This is a genomic window from Acuticoccus sp. I52.16.1 (assembly GCF_022865125.1).
Lineage (GTDB): Bacteria > Pseudomonadota > Alphaproteobacteria > Rhizobiales > Amorphaceae > Acuticoccus.
This window is the reverse complement of sequence record NZ_CP094828.1, coordinates 3,329,642-3,347,771: the sequence shown is the minus strand read 5'-3', so window position 1 is coordinate 3,347,771 and position 18,130 is coordinate 3,329,642. Positions and strand designations below refer to the sequence as shown.

The window sequence follows — 18,130 nt, the reverse complement described above, 5'->3', positions numbered from 1 at the left end:
GCACGACCCTCGCTCTCCCGCGCCCGGCGGGGCAGCCTCCATCTTGGCCCGGGCTGGCGTGCGACGCCGGCCTGGTTTTTGCGTCGGCGGGGAAGATGTGTAGTCTTCCCCTCCGGGCGGCCGTCGTCGCGCCGGGCCAGTAGCGAGACGTCATGCCCCACGCCACACCGCTTCCGTCCGAGAGCCCCGCCGCGAACCCGCGCGACCTCACCCCCTTCGCCCGCGTCGACACCTGGATCTTCGACCTCGACAATACGCTCTACCCGGCGCACACGAACCTCTTCGCGCAGGTGGACAGCAAGATGGGCGAGTTCGTCGCCGGCCTCCTGGGAATGGAGCGCGACGCGGCCCACGCTCTGCAGAAGGACTATTACAAGCGCTACGGCACCACGTTGCGCGGCCTGATGGTGGAGCACGGCATCAACCCCGACGGGTTCCTGGAGTTCGTGCACGACATCGACCACTCGACCATCGAGCCCGACCCGCGCCTCGCCGCCGCGATCGAGGCGCTGCCCGGCCGCCGCTTCATCATGACCAACGGCACGACCGCCCACGCCGAGGCGATCGCCGGCCGGCTCGGCCTGGCCAAGCATTTCGAGGACATCTTCGACATCGTCGCCGCCGACCTCGTCCCCAAACCGCACGAGGACACCTACAACCGGTTCTGGGACAAGCACCGGATCGACCCGGCCTGCGCGGCGATGTTCGAGGACCTGTCGCGCAACCTCGCCGTGCCGCACGCGCGCGGGATGCGCACCGTCCTGGTCGTGCCCGAGGGCACCCGCGAGGTGTTCCGCGAGGACTGGGAGTTGGAGGGCCGGACGGCCCCGCACGTCGAGTATGTGACCGACGATCTCGCCGCCTTCCTGGAGCGCGTCTGCCCGGTGGCGCTGGAGACCTCGGCCTGAGGCCTCGCCCCCGGCGCGGCCCGTGACGAGGCCGCGCGCACGCCCCGCCCCGCGGCGGCGCGACGAGCCGGCAGCGCGTGCGAAGCGGCCGCACCCGGCGGGTATCCTTCGGCGCGACGATCGCCTATGTCAGGTGGACTGACGCAGTCCGGAACCGTTAATCGATGCATCTTTCCCAGTCTGAGCGCGATCGCCTCGCCGCCACCATCGACGCCGCGTTCGAGGAGCGCGCCACCATCACCGTGCGCACCACCGGCATGGTCCGCGACGCCGTCGACAAGGCGCTGGGCCTGCTGGACCGCGGCGTCGTACGCGTCGCCGAACCGACCGCGACCGGCTGGCAGGTGAACGAGTGGCTGAAGAAGGCCGTCCTCCTGTCGTTCCGCCTCTATCCGATGGAAGCGATCGACGGCGGCCCCGGCAACGCGCGCTGGTGGGACAAGGTCCCCTCCAAGTTCGACGGCTGGCGCGACGCCGAGTTCGAGACTGCCGGCTTCCGCGCGGTCCCCGGCGCGATCGTCCGCCGCTCCGCCTTCGTCGCGCCCGGCGTCGTGTTGATGCCGTCCTTCGTCAACCTCGGCGCCTATGTCGACGAGGGGACCATGGTCGACACCTGGGCCACCGTCGGCTCGTGCGCGCAGATCGGCAAGAACTGCCACATCTCCGGCGGCGCGGGCATCGGCGGCGTGCTGGAGCCGCTCCAGGCCGCCCCGGTCGTCATCGAGGACGACTGCTTCATCGGCGCCCGCTCCGAGGTCGCCGAGGGCGTGCGCGTCGGCAAGGGCTCGGTCCTGTCCATGGGCGTCTTCCTGGGTGCGTCGACAAAGATCATCGACCGCGCCACCGGGCAGACCTACATGGGCGAGGTGCCGCCATATTCGGTGGTCGTCCCCGGCTCGGTCGAGACCACCGGCGCGGCCAACGTGAAGATGTCGCTCGCCGCCGCCATCATCGTGAAGCGTGTCGACGAGCGCACCCGCTCCAAGACGTCGATCAACGATCTCCTCAGGGACTGACGCTTGCCGACCGATACCCGCCCGCCGACCGTCCGCCCGCCGTCCATCGCCTGGGCCTTGTTCGGGTTCGACGGGCGGATCGACCGTGAGGTCTTCTGGCTGAGCAATCTGTTCTGCCTCGCGCTCACCGTTCCGATCGCCCTCGCCTTGCCGATCTTCGACTTCGAGGGCGAGACGATCCACGTGCGCTACGGCCAGCTCGGCGTCGTCATCATGGTTCTGGAACTCGCCGCGCTGATGTGGGTGCAGGTCGCCCTCGTGGTGAAGCGCCTGCACGACCGCGGCATCACCGGCTGGGCCTCTCTCCTCCTGGCGATCCCGGTGGTGAGCCTCGTCGGCTTCTTCATCATCGGCGTCGTCCCCGGCGAACGCGGCCCCAACATCTACGGTCCAGGCCCCAACCAGCGAGCACGATAGGTGGCTGATCACGTTTCCCTCGCCCTCGACCCGGTCGACCTGGCGCAGCGCCTGATCCGAGCCGAAAGCATCACCCCCGCGGCCCCCGCCGCGTTCGACATCGTCGAGGACGCGCTCACCGCCGCCGGCTTCGAAGTGACGCGCATGACGTTCGACGACGCCGGCACGCCGGTCGAGAACCTCTTCGCGACCAAGGGCTCCGGCCGGCATCTCGCCTTCGCCGGCCATGTCGACGTCGTGCCGCCGGGCAGCGAAGAGGCCTGGTCCCACCCGCCCTTCGGGGCCGAGATCGTCGGCGACACGCTGTACGGTCGCGGCGCACAGGACATGAAGGGCGCCGTGGCGGCGATGATCGTCGCCGCGGCCGACTGGGCCGCCTCCGACGCGCCGGGCCGGGTCTCGTTCGTCATCACCGGTGACGAGGAAGGCGCCGCGCAGGACGGCACCGCCCCGCTGATCGCCTGGGCGGCCACGCGCGGGCGGATCGACGCCTGCGTCGTCGGCGAGCCGACCTCGCGCGTCACGTTGGGCGACACCATCAAGATCGGCCGCCGCGGCTCGATGTCGGCCGAGGTGACGGTCACCGGCCGCCAGGGGCATGTCGCCTACCAGCACCTGGCGCAGAGCCCGGTGCCGGAGCTGCTGGCGATGGGTGGGCGCCTCCTGGAGCCTCTCGACGAGGGTACCGAGCAGTTCGCCCCCTCCAATCTCGAGATCGTCTCGATCGACGTCGGCAACCCGGCCTGGAACGTGATCCCCGAGACGGCGACGCTGCGCTTCAACGTGCGCTTCAACGACCTGTGGCAACCGGAGGCGCTGCGTGCCGAACTGCTCGAGCGCATCGGCACCGGCGGCAACAGCCTTCAGGTCGACGTCACCTGGCAACCGAGCCACGGCGGCGCCTTCCGTACCAAGGACGACGCGCTAATCGCCGCCCTCACCGGCGCGATCGAGGCGACCACCGGGGTCACGCCGGAGGCGACCACCGGCGGTGGCACCTCGGACGCGCGCTTCATCAAGGACTATTGCCCGGTGGTGGAATTCGGCGGTGTCGGCGACACGATGCACCAGGTGAACGAGCGCACCTCCGTCAGCGAGCTGCGCACGCTCGCCGCCGCCTACCGCGCCATCATCGACGCCGTCCTCGCGGCATGAGCACGACCGGCGGTCAGGCGGCTGGGGCGTGCGCGCTGTGAGCGGGCCGGAGATCGGCCGATCGCTGGAGGGGGCCTGGCGGCTCTTCCGCAACCGGCCGGACGGGATCGACCTGCTTGACCGCTCGATCGACGGCTTCTGGCGCTCCTTCTGGGCCATCCTCCTGGTATTGCCGATCGACGCGATTTCCCTGCTCGCCTTGTCGCGCATCGCCGTGCAGCCCCCGTTCGGCGAAGCGTTCGCGGAGCGGCTGCCCGTGCTGGCGCTCGACTGGGTCGCCTTCCCCATCCTCCTCGCCTGCATCGCCAAGCCGCTGGGGGTGACGAAGCGCTATGTGACCTACGTCGTGGCGCGGAACTGGGCGGCGCCGATCAGCTGGGTGATCGTCACCATCCCGCTCCTGCTGCAGGGGGCCGGTTTCATGGGCGACGAACTGGCCGTGATCGCGACCATCGCCGCCCTGATGGTGGCCGTGCGCTACCACTACCTCATCATGCGCATCGCGCTGGGGGTGACGTTGGAGATCGCCATCGCGCTGGTGGTGGTGGACCTCGTCATCTCGTTCCTGATCGTCGCCTCGGCGAGCTGAGCGGCGCCGGTCAGGCGAGCGTGAAAAGCTCGCCGCTGGCGTCGGCGCGGATGGCGTCGATCCCGTTCTGGCTGCTCGCCACCACGTCGGCCAGAACGTCTCCGGCGGCGACCTCGTCCCCGACCCGCACCGTGAGCCGCACGCCCGCGCCCTTGTCCAGCGGTGCGCCGACCGCGCGGGCCAGCCCCGCCACGGCGAAAACGTCGATGTCCGCCACCCGGCCGGCGCGCGGGGCGAGGAGCGGCCGCGTGAACGGCCCCGGCGCCAAACGCTCGACCGGCCCCTGCGCGGCGACGATCGCGCGGAAGGCGTCCAGCGCGGCCCCGCTGGCCAGGAGCCGCGCGGCGGTGGCGGGACCCTCGCCCTCGCGGACGGCCGGGTCCCACTCCAGGATGGTGCCGGCGACGTTCACCGCCTTGGCGCGCAGCGCGGCGCATGCCTCCGGCGCGCCGGAGAGGATCGCCAGCGCGTCCTCCAGCTCCAGCGCGGGGCCCACACCGCGGCCGAGCGGGTGGCGCCCGTCGCTGATCGCGGCACGGACGGTGAGGCCGACCGCGCGGCCCACCTCCTCGAAGAGCCGCGCCAGCTCGGCGCCCGCCTCGGCCGTCTTCACCTTGGCGGCAGGGCCGACCGGAATGTCGATCGCCACATGGGTCGCGCCGACGGCGAGCTTCTTGGACAAGATCGAGGACACGTCGAGCCCCGGCGAAGCGATCCCGAGCGGGCGGTTGATGGCGTTCATCACGTCGTCGAGCGGGCTGTGGCTGATGCGTCCGGCCCAGGCGACGGCGCCGCCCGCGGTGCTCACGACGCGCTTCAGGTCGGCAGCGTCGAGATCCACGCGCGCGGCGCACTCCATGATGTCGGCGGTGCCGGCGGCGGAGGTGATCGCACGCGAGGACGTCTTGGGGATCGGCAGCCCGTGCGCGGCCACCACCGGGACCACCACCAGCGAGATCGGGTTGCCCGGCACGCCGCCCAGCGAGTGCTTGTCGACCACCAACCGGCGATCCCAGGCGATCGGCACGACGAGGCCGGCACGCTCCTTCGTTAGCGCCGCAATCTCGGTCACGGTGAGCTGGCGCGAGGCGGCGACGAGGAAGCCGGCCACCTCCGCCTCGCTGTAGCGGCCGTCGACGATGTCGCGCACGATGGTGGCGATGGCGCCAGCCCCCAGCGTATCGCCGGCGATTTTGCGCCGGAGCGCGTCCCGGCTGACGGGCGGTGCGGCGCGGCGCAGAACCACCTCGCTGCCCTCGGCGGCACCGAGCCGGTCGAACACCGCGTCCGGCAGGCCGACGCTGGCCGGGTCGACGAGCGGCCCGTCGGTCACGGCGAGGCGCACGCGCACGGCGCTGTCGGCGACGACCTCGGTCCCCCCGCCTGCCGCGACCTGCTGGCTGGCGAGCGGCAACGCGGCGCGATGCACGAACGCGACGGGACCGCCCGGCAGCGTGACGGGGACACGGTGCACGGCGAGCGGCAGCCGGGCGGCGCCGAGGAGTGCGGCGACGAAATGGTCGACCCCCACTTCCAGCGCGCCGCCGTTGTCGATGACCGCGACGTTGCCGGCGCCGACCAGCGGCACCCGCCGCTCGAGCCGCGCGGCGACGTCGGCCGCGTCCTCGCGCCCGCGGGCTTCGAGACGGGCGCGCACGATCTCCGGCGGGGCGACGACGGAGATCACCACGACGCGCCGGGCGAGGGTCGCGAAGGCGCCGATCGAGCCGCGCGAGGCGTTGACGATGACGTTGGACCCCTGCGCCAGCGGGGCGATGGCACGGTGGCGGATGCCGTAGCGCAGGCCATGCGCGCCCCAGGCGACGGCGAAGGCGCCCGCGGCCTCCTCGGCACGAAAGGTGGTGAGGTCCATGGGTTCGTGGTCCTCGCCACCGGCCTCACGCGGGCGGGTGACGACACGCTGGGCGAGGCTGAAGTGCCGCTGCGGCAGGCGGGCACGAGCGCCGTCGATCAACGAGTCCTTGCCCACCCCGCTCGGCCCGACGACGAGGAACAGGACGCCCTCCCGAGACGACGCCCCGGCCGGCTCCGCCACCGCGTCCTCAGGGCCGTCGTGTGTCTGCATAGGCGCTCCATTGGGTGGGCGGACCGCGGCGCGACCGCGACGCGGGGCCCCGATGCGCGGCCGCCGCCGACGACATGCCACTAGGTACATCATACGTGGAGATGACAACCATGCGACGCGGCGGAGCACCCTTGCAAGGCTCCCCCCTCGCCGCACCCGAAGCACTGGCACGCCGCCGCACACCCGCCCGGAGCCGACGGTGCCGGGCGTCAGACCAGACACAGCCACGCACGGACGGGCGCAGTCCATCGCCTGCCGCCTCCGGCCAGCGAGGGACCGCGTCCCGGCCGGATGGAGCGGCGCAAGACGGGCGGGGATAGGGCCGCGGCACAGTGTGGCCAGAAGGCGGCCGACGAGGCGGAGCACTGCATGCCGCACAGCGGTGTACGGCGGTGCCGAAGGAGGCGGGTCGCCGCTTGCCGCCGCATGCCGGCTGGCGCGAGTCGGCGAAGCGCCGTGCCGGGTGCCGCGCCGTCAGGCCTGGAGCGCTGAGCCGTCAATTGGCGCGAGCGTTTGGTCTGGCGGCCGCCTGTCCCCTTTCCGCGCCCGGTGAGGCGGCGGGCGGGTTGCCGCGCCGTGTCCGACCGGGTGCCGGTCGGCGCAGCGCGCGGTGGGGCCGTGCGACCGGTGGGGTCGTGGGAACGAAAAAGGGCCGGACGATCGGTCCGGCCCTTTTTGCGGTCAGTGGTCGACGTTTCGCCAGAGTTTGCGCTTCGTCATGTAGAGAAGCACTGCGAAGACCAGGAGGAAGATCATCACGCGGAAGCCGATCTCCTTGCGCGACTCCAGGTGCGGCTCGGCGGCCCACATCAGGAAGGCGGAGACATCGGCCGCGTACTGCTCCACGGTCTGCGGCGAGCCGTCGGTGTACTCGACGCGCTCGTCGGTGAGCGGCGGCGGCATGGCGATCCACTTACCGTTCAGGAAGACCGGGTTGTAGTACTTGCCCGGCACCTCCTCGACGCCCTCCGGCACCTCCTCGTAGCCCTGCAGCAGGGCGTAGATGTAGTCCGGCCCGCTCTCCGAGTAGCCGGCGAACGCGTCGGTGATGAAGCCGGGGAAGCCGCGGTGGACGGCGCGCGCCTTGGCGATCAACGAGAAGTCCGGCGGGGCGGCGCCGCCGTTGGCCGCCGCGGCGGCGGCCGCGTTCGGGTACGGCGAGGGGATGTGATCGTTCGGCGTCGCGGGGCGCTCGAACGGCTGCCCGTCCTCGTTGGAGATGTCCTCGACCGTATATTCCGACGCGATCTGCTCGACCGCGGCTTCGGAGAAGTGCGGGCCGTGCTCGTCTTCCAGCGTGCGGAAGGCGACGAGGCGCATGGAGTGGCACGCCGCGCAGGCCTCGCGGTAGACCTTGAAGCCGCGTTGCAGCTGGGCCTGATCGTACTGCCCGAACACGCCGGAGAAGGTCCAATCCTGCTTCTCGACGTGGTGGCCGCCCTCCTCGGCCGCTTGTGCCGGGGTGGAGAGCGAGCCGGTCATGGCCCCGGTGCCGCACAGGAGGGCGACCGAGAGCCCGGCGGTGCCTGCGAGCCTGCCGAGTCTGGCGAGCGGCGCGGTCATCGTCTCAAGCATCGGTCAATCCTTCTTCGGCGCGGCGGTGGCACCCGTGGGCTGTCCTGCCCCGGAGCCGGCGGGTTGATCGGGCTGCGCGTGCCCGCCCTTCTTCTTGGACTTCGCCAGCACGTCGTCGGCGATCGAGGTCGGCAACGGCTTGGGGGTCTCGATGATGCCCAGCACCGGCATCAGGATGAGGAAGAAGGCGAAGTAGTAGAACGTGCAGATCCGCGCGAGGAGGACGTAGATACCCTCGGCCGGCATGGCGCCGAGGTAGCCGAGCGCGATCGCGTCGACCACGAAGAGCCAGAAGGCGATCTTGAACATCGGCCGGTAGCGCGCCGAGCGCACGCGCGACGTGTCGAGCCACGGGATCACCAGCAGGATCAACAGCGAGCCGAACATCACGATGACGCCGCCCAGCTTGTCCGGAATGGCGCGCAGCATGGCGTAGAACGGCAGGAGATACCATTCGGGCACGATGTGCGCCGGGGTCACCAGCGGGTCGAACTGAATGTAGTTGTCCGGGTGGCCGAGGTAGTTCGGGACGTAGAACACGAACCATGCGTAGAGCAGCATGAAGACGACGATCGCGAAGCCGTCCTTGATCGTCAGGTAGGGGCTGAACGGCACGGTGTCCTTGGAGGATTTCACCGCGACGCCGGTCGGATTGTTGTTGCCCGAGACGTGCAGCGCCCAGATGTGCAGGACGACGACGCCGGCGATCATGAACGGCAGCAGGTAGTGCAGCGCGAAAAAGCGGTTCAGCGTCGCGTTGTCGACCGCGAAGCCGCCCCACAGCCACTCGGTGATCGACGGGCCGACCAGCGGGATCGCCGAGAAGAGGTTGGTGATCACGGTGGCGCCCCAGCCGGACATCTGCCCCCAGGGGAGGACGTAGCCCATGAAGGCGGTGGCCATCATCAGGATGAGGATGATGACGCCGAGCATCCACAGGACCTCACGCGGCGCCTTGTAGGAGCCGTAATAGAGGCCGCGGGCGATGTGCATGTAGACGGCGAAGAAGAACATCGACGCGCCGACCGCGTGGATGTAGCGCAGCAGCCAACCGAAGTTGACGTTGCGCATGATGTTCTCGACCCGGTCGAACGCCAGCTCGGTATTGGCGGCGTAGTGCATCGCCAGGCAGATGCCTGTGATGATCATCGTCACGAGCATGAACGTGAGGATCGCACCGAAGGTCCACATGTAGTTGAGGTTCTTCGGCGTCGGGAAGACCACCGCCTGATCGTTCATCATCGAGACGATCGGCAGGCGGGAGTCGAACCACTTGACGACTTTGTTCTTTGGTTCGAAGGCGGGCGTATCGCCGTGTCCGTGTCCGGCCATGTCGGTCCTCTTCTTCTTAGCCGATGACGATCGACGATTCGTCGGGAAGGTTGTACGGCGGGATCGCCAGGTTCTCCGGCGCCGGGCCCTTCCGGATCCGGCCGGCCGTGTCGTAGTGGGAACCGTGGCAGGGGCAGAACCAGCCGCCATAGTCACCCGACTGGCCGAGCGGGATGCAGCCGAGGTGGGTACACACGCCGATCATGACGAGCAGATCTTCGCGGCCCTGCACGGCGCGGTTGACGTCCGTCGCCTCGGTGGCGTCCACGTTGGGGTTGCGCGCGTCGGTGTCCTTGAGGTCGGACATCGGGACTTCCTTGGCCGCCTCGACCTCCTCGGCGGTGCGGCGGCGGATGAAGACCGGCTTGCCGCGCCACATCACCGTCATCGACTCGCCTTCGCCGAGGTCGCCGATGTTGGCCTCGGTGGAGGCCATCGCCAGCGACGCGGCGTCGGGATTCATCTGGTCGATGAAGGGCCAGGCGACGGAGCCGATGCCGACCGCGGCCACGGCACCCGTCGCGATGTAGAGGAAGTCGCGCCGTGTCTCACCGTGCGCCTCTCCATGCTCGTTATTCGTTTCCGTGGTCGCCACGACCCTCGTCCCCCATCTTCTTGATCGCGCATTCGTCGCACTGCCATGCCTGCCTGCGCGGGCCCTGTCTAGATCCGACCCACTTCAGCACGGTCTCGCAAACGGTTCTAAACGGTTCGTCTTTCCAGAAACACCTGAAATTAGAACGCGATGGTGCGATCGTTCAACCAAACGGATTTCGGGACATGAATGTCGCACTGTTTCAACCGGAGATTCCCCAAAATACGGCCGCGATCCTGCGGACCCTCGCTTGCCTGGGCGCCCGGGGCCACATCATCGGCCCGGCCGCGTTCGACCTGTCCCCCCGCGCGATACGACGCGCCGGGCTCGATTATGCCGCGACCGTTCCCCTGACGCAGCATCCGACTTTCGACGCATTCAAAGCTGCCGCGCCGGGGCGGGTGGTCCTCTTCACGACCCGCGCCGACATGGCCCTCACCGACTTTGCGTTCGATCAAAGCGACACACTCCTCTTCGGCCGAGAAAGCGCCGGCGTGCCGGACGAGGTCCACGCCGCCGCCGACGTGCGATTGCGCATCCCTCTCGTACCGGGCGCCCGTTCGCTGAACCTTGCGGTCGCCGTCGGAATTGCGCTCATGACGGCCACCGTCTCTTCAGGCGCCCTCGTGGCGAAAGGATTGAAATGACCGACACCAAAGGCGGACCCAAGCCCGACCCGGCGACCCTCGCCGACTGGCAGGCCCGCGCCCGATCCTGGTTCGAGACGCTGCGGGACGACATCCACGCCCTGTTCGAGACGCTGGAGGACGAGGTCGGCGGCGACGACGCCGCCGGCCGCTTCGTGCGCGAGCCCTGGTCGCGCACCGACGCGGACGGATCCGACGGCGGCGGCGGTGTGATGGGGACGCTGGCCGGGCGCCTGTTCGAGAAGGCGGGCGTCCACACTTCCACCGTCCACGGGCGCTTCACCGGCGACTTCGGCGCCCAGATCCCCGGTGCGGCCGAGGATCCGACCTTCTGGGCCAGCGGCATCTCGCTAATCGCCCACCCCGTGAACCCGCACGTGCCGACCGTCCATATCAATACGCGCTACGTGGTGACGACGCGCCAGTGGTTCGGCGGCGGCGGCGATCTGACGCCGATGCTGGCCCGCCGCCGCAGCCAGGACCACCCCGACGCGGTGCGCTTCCACGCAGCCTACCGCGACGCCTACGCGCGCCACCCCGTCGGCGACTATGCCCGCGACAAAGCGTGGTGCGACGAATACTTCTACCTCCCCCACCGCAAGGAGCCGCGCGGCATCGGCGGCGTCTTCACCGACTATCTGGCGAGCGGCGACTGGGAGGCGGACTTCGCCCTCATCAAGGACATCGGCACCACGTTCATGGAGGTGTACGCCCAGATCGTGCGCGGCACGATGCACGAGCCGTGGACCGAGGCCGACCGCGAGGAGCAGCAGACCCAGCGCGGGCGCTATGTGGAGTTCAACCTGCTCTACGACCGCGGCACGCTGTTCGGGCTGAGGACCGGCGGCAACGTCGCCTCGATCCTCTCCTCCATGCCGCCGACGGTGCGCTGGCCCTGAGCCGGGCGCGCCGGGTCAGGCCGTCTCGGCGTCGATCGCGGTGAGGCGGCTCGTCAGGTCGGTCAGTTCGGCTCGCAGGCTGGCGATCTCGGCATCGTCGAGGCCGAGACGGCACGTCACCATCTCGCGCGCGGCGGCCACCTGGCGCTCGACCTCAGCGCCCTGCTCGGTCAGATCGATGTAGACCATGCGGCGGTCGTTATCGTCCTTGCGCCTCTGCACGAACCCGTTGCGCTGCAACTGGTCGACCAGCGGCACCACCGCGCTCGGCCCCAGCCGCAGCCGCTCGGCGATCTTGCCGATGGGCCGCGCGCCGTCCTGCCACAGCACCAGCATGACGAGATATTGCGGGTAGGTCATCCCCACCTTCGCCAGCAAAGGCCGGTACATCCGCGTGACGGCGTTGGTCGCCGCGTAGAGGGCGAAGCAGAGCTGATTGTCGAGCTCCAGCCCGAGACGATTGTCCGGCATTTTTCACTCTATTTTCCGATAATGTTTTGTATCGAACCATCGCGGATGTATCAAACGAAAGGTACGACAATTCGGCGGGACACAACTGCAATTCGTGACGGTTCTCATAACCATCACAGAGGGTTGCGGCGATGGGGCGAAGTTGCTTGTTTGCGCGCGGGCGCACAGGCGCTCGCCATATGCACGAGGCACCTCATGGACACCCGCGCCGCCATCGCATTCGAGGCCGACAAGCCGCTCGAAATCGCCACCGTTCAACTCGACGGCCCGCGGACGGGCGAGGTCCTGGTGGAAATCAAGGCCACCGGCCTGTGCCATACCGACGAGTTCACCCGCTCCGGCGCCGACCCGGAAGGCATCTTTCCGGCGATCCTCGGCCACGAGGGCGCGGGCGTCGTCGTCGACGTCGGGCCGGACGTGCGGCACCTGAAGAAGGGCGACCACGTCATCCCGCTCTACACGGCCGAGTGCCGCGAGTGCGAGTACTGCCTCAACCCGAAGACCAACCTGTGCCAGAAGGTCCGCGCCACCCAGGGCCAGGGCCTGATGCCGGACGGCACCAGCCGCTTCTCGCTCGACGGCAAGCCCATCTTTCACTACATGGGCTGCTCCACCTTCTCCAACTATACCGTGCTGCCGGAGATCAGCCTCGCCAAGATCCGCCCGGACGCCCCGTTCGACAAGGTCTGCTACATCGGCTGCGGCGTGACGACCGGGATCGGCGCGGTGATCTACACCGCCAAGGTCGAGCCGGGCTCGACGGTGGCCGTGTTCGGTCTCGGCGGCATCGGCCTCAACGTCATCCAGGGCGCCAAGATGGTGGGCGCCGACAGGATCATCGGCGTCGACCTCAACGAGGACAAGGTCGCGCTCGCCCGCAAATTCGGCATGACCGACTTCGTGAACCCCGACAAGGTGGGCCGCGACAAGGTCGTCCAGGCGATCACCGACCTCACCAACGGCGGCGTCGACTACTCGTTCGAGTGCATCGGCAACGTCCACACCATGCGCCAGGCGCTGGAGTGCGCGCACAAGGGTTGGGGAGAGAGCGTCATCATCGGCGTCGCGCCGGCGGGGGCGGAAATCGCGACGCGCCCGTTCCAGCTCGTCACCGGCCGGGTGTGGCGCGGCTCGGCCTTCGGCGGCGCGCGCGGCCGCACGGACGTTCCGAAGATCGTCGACTGGTACATGGACGGCAAGATCAACATCGACGATCTGATCACCCATACGATGCCCCTCGAGGACATCAACAAGGGCTTCGACCTGATGCACGCGGGCGAATCGATCCGCTCGGTGGTCCTCTATTGATCCGCGCGGCGGCCGGCTCCGGGCGGGCCGCCGCCTCGTTCGAAGGTCGCGCGGGGTCAGATCGGCTTTGACGCCGGGGCGGCAAAGGCGCTAGCAAGCGACACGCTATCAACTCGGGCGGCCGGCGCGGCTCGGGCTCGCCGGGCGAAGGTCGATCGACCCTCGCTCGCGGGTGGTTCCGCGCCGGCCGCGCCCTCATCCGCGAAGGTCCGACGGCATCGGCGCTTCGCATTCGCGTCGGACCCACAAACGAGCAGAAGAAGACCCATGGAGATCGTATCGCGCTGGACGGCATGCGGCGGCGAGCAGCTCGTGTGCCGGCACACCTCCTCGGCCACCGGCACGCCGATGACGCTGGCGGTGTTCGTCCCGCCGCAGGCGAAGGACGGCCCCTGCCCCGTCCTCACCTACCTCTCCGGGCTGACGTGCACGCACGCCAACGTGATGGAAAAAGGTGAGTACCGGCAGGCCGCGGCCGAGGCCGGCATCATCGTCGTGTGTCCCGACACCAGCCCCCGCGGCGAGGACGTCGCCGACGACGAGGCGTACGACCTCGGCCAGGGGGCCGGCTTCTACCTCGATGCCACGGAGGAGCCCTGGGCGCCGCATTTCAAGATGCGCACCTACGTGGAGGAAGAACTGCCGGCCTTGATCGCCGCCCATTTCCCCGTCGCGTCGGACCGGCAGTCGATCTTCGGCCACTCGATGGGCGGGCACGGCGCGTTGACCGTCGCGCTGCGCAACCCCGGCCGCTACCGCAGCGTCTCGGCCTTCGCGCCGATCGTCGCGCCGAGCCAGGTGCCCTGGGGCCGCAAGGCGCTCCCCGCCTACCTCGGCAACGACGAAGCGGCGTGGCGCCGGTACGACGCGGTCGCCCTCATCGAGGACGGCGCACGGGTGACGGACATCCTGGTCGACCAGGGCGAGTCGGACAGCTTCGTCATCACCGAGCTGCGCCCCGAGCTGCTGTCGCGCGCCTGCGCCGACGCGGGGATCGATCTGACCCTGCGCACGCAGCAGGGCTACGACCACTCCTACTACTTCATCTCCACTTTCATGGCCGACCATATCGCCTGGCACGCCGAGCGCCTCGCCTGAACCGCCCCGCGCGACCGCGACCGCCCCGCGCGCGCCCGGCCCACGCGGAGGCGGGCGCCGGCTGCTAGCTGGGGCCCGCGTTTTGCGCGGTGCCGCCGCGTGGCGACAGCATCCGGATCGCCGCCTGCGCCGCCCCGAACCCGTTGTCGATGTTGACCGCGACGAGGCCCGGCGCGCAGCTCCCGAGCGCCGCGTCCAGGGCCAGCCGCCCCCCGGCGCTGACACCGCTGCCGAACGACACCGGCAGCGCGATGATCGGCGCCGTCACGAGCCCGGCGAGCACCGAGAAGATCGCCCCCTCCATGCCCGCGACGGCGATCACGACGTCCACCTCGCGGATCGCGTCGATCCGCTCCAGCAGGCGCCACAGCCCGGCGACGCCGACGTCGGCGACCAGTTCGCCGGCAAAGCCGCAGAAGGCGAGTGTGCGCAGCGCCTCGGTCGCGGCGGGCAGATCGGCGAGGCCGCCGGTCACGATGGCAATGCGGCCGGGCCGCGCCGGCGCCGGGCCGCCCAGGATCGCCGTGGCGGAGGCGGCGTCGTAGTCGAGCCCCTCCTTCGCGGCGAGGGCGTCGCGGCGTGCCGGGTCGAGGCGCGTGAGCAGCACGCGGCGGCCGGCCGCGCGCGCCTCGGCGAGGATGGCGTCGATCTGGGCGGGGGTCTTGCCGGCGCAAAACACCGCTTCGGGCAGGCCGGTGCGGGCCTCGCGGTCCCAGTCCATGATCGCGGGTATCGGCTCGGTCAACGGGCGTCCTTCAGGAAGGCCGAGCCCATGCGGTAGGCCTCGACGCCGAGGAAAATCCGGCGCGCGGCGTCGCAGGCCGTGGCGGCGCGGGCGGCGAGACGGGGCCACAGCGCCGCGGCGCAATCGGTCTCGACGCAGACGCCGGCGGCGCGCAGCCGCACCCGCACGGCGCTCGTCGGCGCCAGGGTCCGCAGCTCTGTCTCCAGCGCGTCGATGAAGGCGAGGTCCGCCGGCTGGATGGCGAGCCCCGTCTCGACCCGGCTCGACAGGCACGGCTGCGCCGGGAGCGCGGCGAACTCCAGCCCATGGGCGCGGGCGAGCGCACGGATCTCGGCCTTGCCGATCCCGGCTTCGACGAAGGGGTGGCGCACGCCGTTCTCCGCCGCGGCCTTCAGACCGGGACGGAAGTCGCCCAGGTCGTCCCGGTTGGTGCCGGAGGCGACGAGGCCGCCGCCGGCCGCGCGGATCACCGCGTCGATCGACCCGTAGAGGCGTGACTTGCAGAAGTAGCAGCGGTTCACCGGATTGGCGCGGTAGTCGGCGTCGGCGAACTCGCCCGCGTCGATCACCTCCAGCCGCCATCCCTCGGCGCCCGCGTGCCGCTCCACCCGGCGGCGCGCCTCGGACGGCACCGCGGGGGACGTCGCGTGCACCATGCGCGGCGGGGTGGCGAGACGCCGGTGGGCGAGCGTCGCCAGCGTCATGGAATCGACGCCGCCGGACACGGCGATGGTCCACCGCCCCTCCCCCAGCGCCGCATCGAGCCGGGCGAGCGTGTCGACGACCGGATCCGCCGGCGCGTCCAGCAGCGTCATTGCTCGGCCTCTCGGGCGGCGCGGCGACGGGCGTCGAGCGTCGCCTCGGTCAGCGCGTCCTGCTCGACCTTGGTGGTGATCACGCCGCCGGGGCGGACCGCGTGCTTGACCGCGAGACCCATCTCCACGCCCTTGGTGCGGGGCAGGATGTCCCGCCGCATCTCGGCCCGGCGCACGCCCAGCGTGGTGGTCTCGGCGAACACCGCCTCGGCGATATGGTCGGCCTCGGCGGGGTCGGCCTGAAGCTCGATCCGCGTCACCGGTCGGCCCTTCTTGCCGAGCGCCGGGATCAGCACGAGATCGCGCACGCCCGCCACGGCGCGCAGCCGGTCGGTGGCGGTGGCGATCTCCTCGCCGGTCATGTCGTCGACCTCGAAGGTCAGCATCTCGGTGCGTTCGGCCGCGGCCGCGGCGACCTCGAAGACCATCGCGCGCAGGACGTTGGGCACGCCCTCCAGCGTGCGCGTCCCCAACCCGTTGCCGACACCGGCGAGGCGGCCGCCACGGTGCGTGCCGGATCCGGCGCCGCCGGTGACGTGGGCGAGGATCGCGGCCCCGGTCGGTGTGACGCGCTCACCGGAAACGCCGTCGTCGCGCCAAGAATAGCCGTCGAGGATGGCGGCGGTGGCGGGAGCGGGCACCGGCAGCAGGCCGTGGGCGGTGCGCACGAAGCCGCCGCCCAACGGCAGCGGCGCGACACTCCACGTGGCGTCGAGCGCAGCGGCGATCGACCCTGCGGCGACCACGTCCATCAACGTGTCCCAGTCGGCGATTTCGTGGAAATGCACGCGCGAGAGCGGCACCTGATGGATCGCCGCCTCCGCACGGCCGAGCCGCTCGAGGATGCCGAGCGCCGCCGTTGCCGTCCCCGGTGCCAGCACGGCGCCGGAGATGCGCTCGTGAAAGGCGGCGTAGGTGGTGGGGCACGCGACCGGCGGCCGGCCGTCGTCCCGCGGCGGCACCAGCGCCAGGCGTTGGCCCGCGAGGCCGCCGGAGCTGCCCTCGCTCAGCGTCGCGGCCGCTTCACGCGGGAGCACCGCCTCGACGTCGGCCATGACGCGGGTCTTCAGCTCGGGGCGGGCGGCCAGCATCGCGGCGACGAACATGTCCCCGGCAGCCCCGCCCACCGGGTCGAGATGGACGTGAAGCGGCGTCACCTCAGTGTGCGGCCTCGAGCTCGGCGAAGTCGCCCGCGGCGTCGAACACCATCGCTTCCGGCTCGGAGAGGATCTCGATGTCCGGGTTGGCGCGCGCGTCGGGCAGCAGCGCCTCGGAGATCTGGATCTCGCCGATGTGGAGGGTGTTCGGCACGCGCACCAGCCGCAGAGTGGAGAGGTCCATGACGTTGGCGGTGCGAATGCAGGCCATGATCGCCATGCGGTCGCTGTTCAGGATCATCGGGATCTTGCAGCCCGACATCACGGTCGACGTGATGTGGTTGGCGTAGGTCGCGACGAGGTCGATCTTCTCGTAGAGCTTGCGGGTCGTCGCGTCGGCGAGGCCGATCCCGGTGGCGTTGCCGCCGCCCTTGGCCGTCAGGTCGAGCACCACCATGCGCGTGACCGACAGGCGGCTCTGCACCAGCGACGTCGTCGCGCGGCCGGTGATGTTCGGATCCATCCCGGTGCCGGAGAACTCCTTGCCCATCTTGTCGACGACGAGGACGTCCAGCGGGTCGAACATGATGCGCGGCATGCGCGCCTTGGATTCCTTCAGGAGTTCCGGCTCACGCGTCAAAATCGCCTCGGCCGGCACCACTTCGACACGGCAGATCCGGTCGTAGCCGTTCTCGACGGTGGCGACGCCGAAGAGGATCTTGCACGTCTCGAGCTTGACGCGGGCCATGTCGACCACGTTGCCCGCCATGTGGGCGAAGCCCATCGCGTGGCAGCTCGCCGCCCCGTCCTGCTTGCCGAGGCCGATGGTGATCATCTTGGCGAGGCCGCTCTCGATCGGGGCCGAGAACGAGGTGTGCGCCTTGACGCGATTGATGACGACGATGCCGTCGGCCTCCATCGCGTGGCGGTCCATCAGCACCGGCAGGCCGTTCGGCAGGTTGCCGAGCGAGACGGTCTCCATCGAAGAGCGGATCGGCGCGCCGACGGCCCCCTCGGTGACGCCCATGCCGTTGAGAAGCAGCGCCTGGCCCTCCGCGGTGGCGCCGCCGTGGCTGCCCATGGCGGGCACGATGAAGGGCTCCGCGCCGGCGGCCTTCAGCGCCTTGACGGTGGCGGCGACGAGGGTCGGCAGGTCGGCGAGGCCACGGCTGCCGACGGCGATCGCGACCGACATGCCGGGGCGGATGCGCTCCGCGATCGCCGGCGCCTCGATCCCCTCGACGACGGCGGCGGCGACGTCGGCGACGTGATCGTCGGCGAACCTCTGGCGCACGCGGACCATCTTCGGCAGCGCAATGTCGCCGATCAGGCGCTCCAGAACCTCCATTTTGCCCCTCCCGCGAGCTGTTTGCCCGT

18 protein-coding genes are annotated in these 18,130 nt (G+C 70.3%); 9 read left to right on the top strand and 9 right to left on the bottom strand.

All coding sequences use genetic code 11. The features are described 5' to 3' along the window. The first annotated feature begins 152 nt into the window (after nt 1-152). The 5 genes from MRB58_RS15120 to MRB58_RS15100 all read left to right on the top strand — a co-directional run bounded on the left by MRB58_RS15120 (nt 153) and on the right by MRB58_RS15100 (nt 4,085). Complete coding sequence (locus MRB58_RS15120) at nt 153-908, top strand: pyrimidine 5'-nucleotidase (RefSeq protein WP_244777951.1); 756 nt, start codon at nt 153-155, stop codon at nt 906-908. Between the two features lie 164 nt (nt 909-1,072). Beyond that, entirely contained in the window at nt 1,073-1,924 is an 852-nt protein-coding gene (gene dapD / locus MRB58_RS15115) for a 2,3,4,5-tetrahydropyridine-2,6-dicarboxylate N-succinyltransferase (RefSeq protein WP_244777950.1), read from the top strand. A 3-nt stretch (nt 1,925-1,927) separates the two neighbouring features. After that, a complete protein-coding gene (locus MRB58_RS15110; RefSeq protein ID WP_244777949.1) occupies nt 1,928-2,341 on the top strand; it encodes a DUF805 domain-containing protein in 414 nt (137 codons plus the stop codon). Next, on the top strand, nt 2,342-3,496 hold the full coding sequence (dapE, locus tag MRB58_RS15105) for a succinyl-diaminopimelate desuccinylase (protein WP_244777948.1): 1,155 nt from the start codon (nt 2,342-2,344) through the stop codon (nt 3,494-3,496). Between the two features lie 28 nt (nt 3,497-3,524). Further along, on the top strand, nt 3,525-4,085 hold the full coding sequence (locus tag MRB58_RS15100) for a hypothetical protein (protein ID WP_244777947.1): 561 nt from the start codon (nt 3,525-3,527) through the stop codon (nt 4,083-4,085). Between the two features lie 10 nt (nt 4,086-4,095). On the opposite strand, the gene phnN is transcribed toward MRB58_RS15100, so the two are convergent. From phnN to petA, 4 genes are all read right to left on the bottom strand, one after another. Further along, complete coding sequence (gene phnN, locus MRB58_RS15095) at nt 4,096-6,171, bottom strand: phosphonate metabolism protein/1,5-bisphosphokinase (PRPP-forming) PhnN (protein WP_244777946.1); 2,076 nt, start codon at nt 6,169-6,171, stop codon at nt 4,096-4,098. 681 nt (nt 6,172-6,852) lie between these two features. Continuing rightward, nucleotides 6,853-7,746, bottom strand: a complete 894-nt coding sequence (locus MRB58_RS15090) for a cytochrome c1 (protein ID WP_371747185.1) — start codon at nt 7,744-7,746, stop codon at nt 6,853-6,855. A 3-nt stretch (nt 7,747-7,749) separates the two neighbouring features. Further along, a complete protein-coding gene (locus MRB58_RS15085; protein ID WP_244777945.1) occupies nt 7,750-9,078 on the bottom strand; it encodes a cytochrome b/b6 in 1,329 nt (442 codons plus the stop codon). Nucleotides 9,079-9,094: 16 nt separating this feature from the next. Next, nucleotides 9,095-9,673: a ubiquinol-cytochrome c reductase iron-sulfur subunit gene (petA, locus tag MRB58_RS15080; RefSeq protein ID WP_244777944.1), complete on the bottom strand. Its 579-nt coding sequence runs from the start codon at nt 9,671-9,673 to the stop codon at nt 9,095-9,097. 185 nt (nt 9,674-9,858) lie between these two features. Between petA and MRB58_RS15075 the strand changes: the two genes are divergently transcribed. Both MRB58_RS15075 and hemF read left to right on the top strand, forming a co-directional pair. Next, entirely contained in the window at nt 9,859-10,320 is a 462-nt protein-coding gene (locus MRB58_RS15075; protein WP_244777943.1) for a tRNA (cytidine(34)-2'-O)-methyltransferase, read from the top strand. Beyond that, entirely contained in the window at nt 10,317-11,219 is a 903-nt protein-coding gene (gene hemF / locus MRB58_RS15070; RefSeq protein ID WP_244777942.1) for an oxygen-dependent coproporphyrinogen oxidase, read from the top strand. Before MRB58_RS15075 ends, hemF begins: the two co-directional genes overlap by 4 nt. Nucleotides 11,220-11,234: 15 nt before the next feature. Here the strand turns inward: hemF and MRB58_RS15065 are convergent, their stop codons facing one another. Then, nucleotides 11,235-11,690, bottom strand: coding sequence for a MarR family winged helix-turn-helix transcriptional regulator (locus MRB58_RS15065; RefSeq protein WP_244777941.1), 456 nt, complete (start codon nt 11,688-11,690; stop codon nt 11,235-11,237). A gap of 195 nt (nt 11,691-11,885) precedes the next feature. On the opposite strand from MRB58_RS15065, the gene MRB58_RS15060 reads away from it, so the two are divergent. Together MRB58_RS15060 and fghA are read left to right on the top strand one after the other, a co-directional pair. Then, complete coding sequence (locus MRB58_RS15060; RefSeq protein WP_244777940.1) at nt 11,886-12,998, top strand: S-(hydroxymethyl)glutathione dehydrogenase/class III alcohol dehydrogenase; 1,113 nt, start codon at nt 11,886-11,888, stop codon at nt 12,996-12,998. Nucleotides 12,999-13,265: 267 nt separating this feature from the next. Next, nucleotides 13,266-14,096, top strand: coding sequence for an S-formylglutathione hydrolase (gene fghA / locus MRB58_RS15055; RefSeq protein ID WP_244777939.1), 831 nt, complete (start codon nt 13,266-13,268; stop codon nt 14,094-14,096). Between the two features lie 64 nt (nt 14,097-14,160). On the opposite strand, the gene larB is transcribed toward fghA, so the two are convergent. Genes larB through MRB58_RS15035 form a run of 4 tightly spaced genes read right to left on the bottom strand, consistent with a single transcriptional unit; the run spans nt 14,161 to nt 18,101 of the window. Next, entirely contained in the window at nt 14,161-14,817 is a 657-nt protein-coding gene (gene larB / locus MRB58_RS15050) for a nickel pincer cofactor biosynthesis protein LarB (RefSeq protein ID WP_244782001.1), read from the bottom strand. Nucleotides 14,818-14,837: 20 nt separating this feature from the next. Beyond that, nucleotides 14,838-15,656, bottom strand: coding sequence for an adenine nucleotide alpha hydrolase (locus MRB58_RS15045; RefSeq protein ID WP_244777938.1), 819 nt, complete (start codon nt 15,654-15,656; stop codon nt 14,838-14,840). Continuing rightward, on the bottom strand, nt 15,653-16,813 hold the full coding sequence (locus tag MRB58_RS15040) for a LarC family nickel insertion protein (protein WP_244777937.1): 1,161 nt from the start codon (nt 16,811-16,813) through the stop codon (nt 15,653-15,655). The genes MRB58_RS15045 and MRB58_RS15040 overlap by 4 nt, the downstream gene beginning before the upstream one ends. 1 nt (nt 16,814) lies before the next feature. Continuing rightward, nucleotides 16,815-18,101 (bottom strand): lactate racemase domain-containing protein, encoded by a 1,287-nt coding sequence (locus MRB58_RS15035; RefSeq protein WP_244777936.1) that lies wholly within the window; start codon nt 18,099-18,101, stop codon nt 16,815-16,817. Nucleotides 18,102-18,130 lie beyond the last annotated feature (29 nt).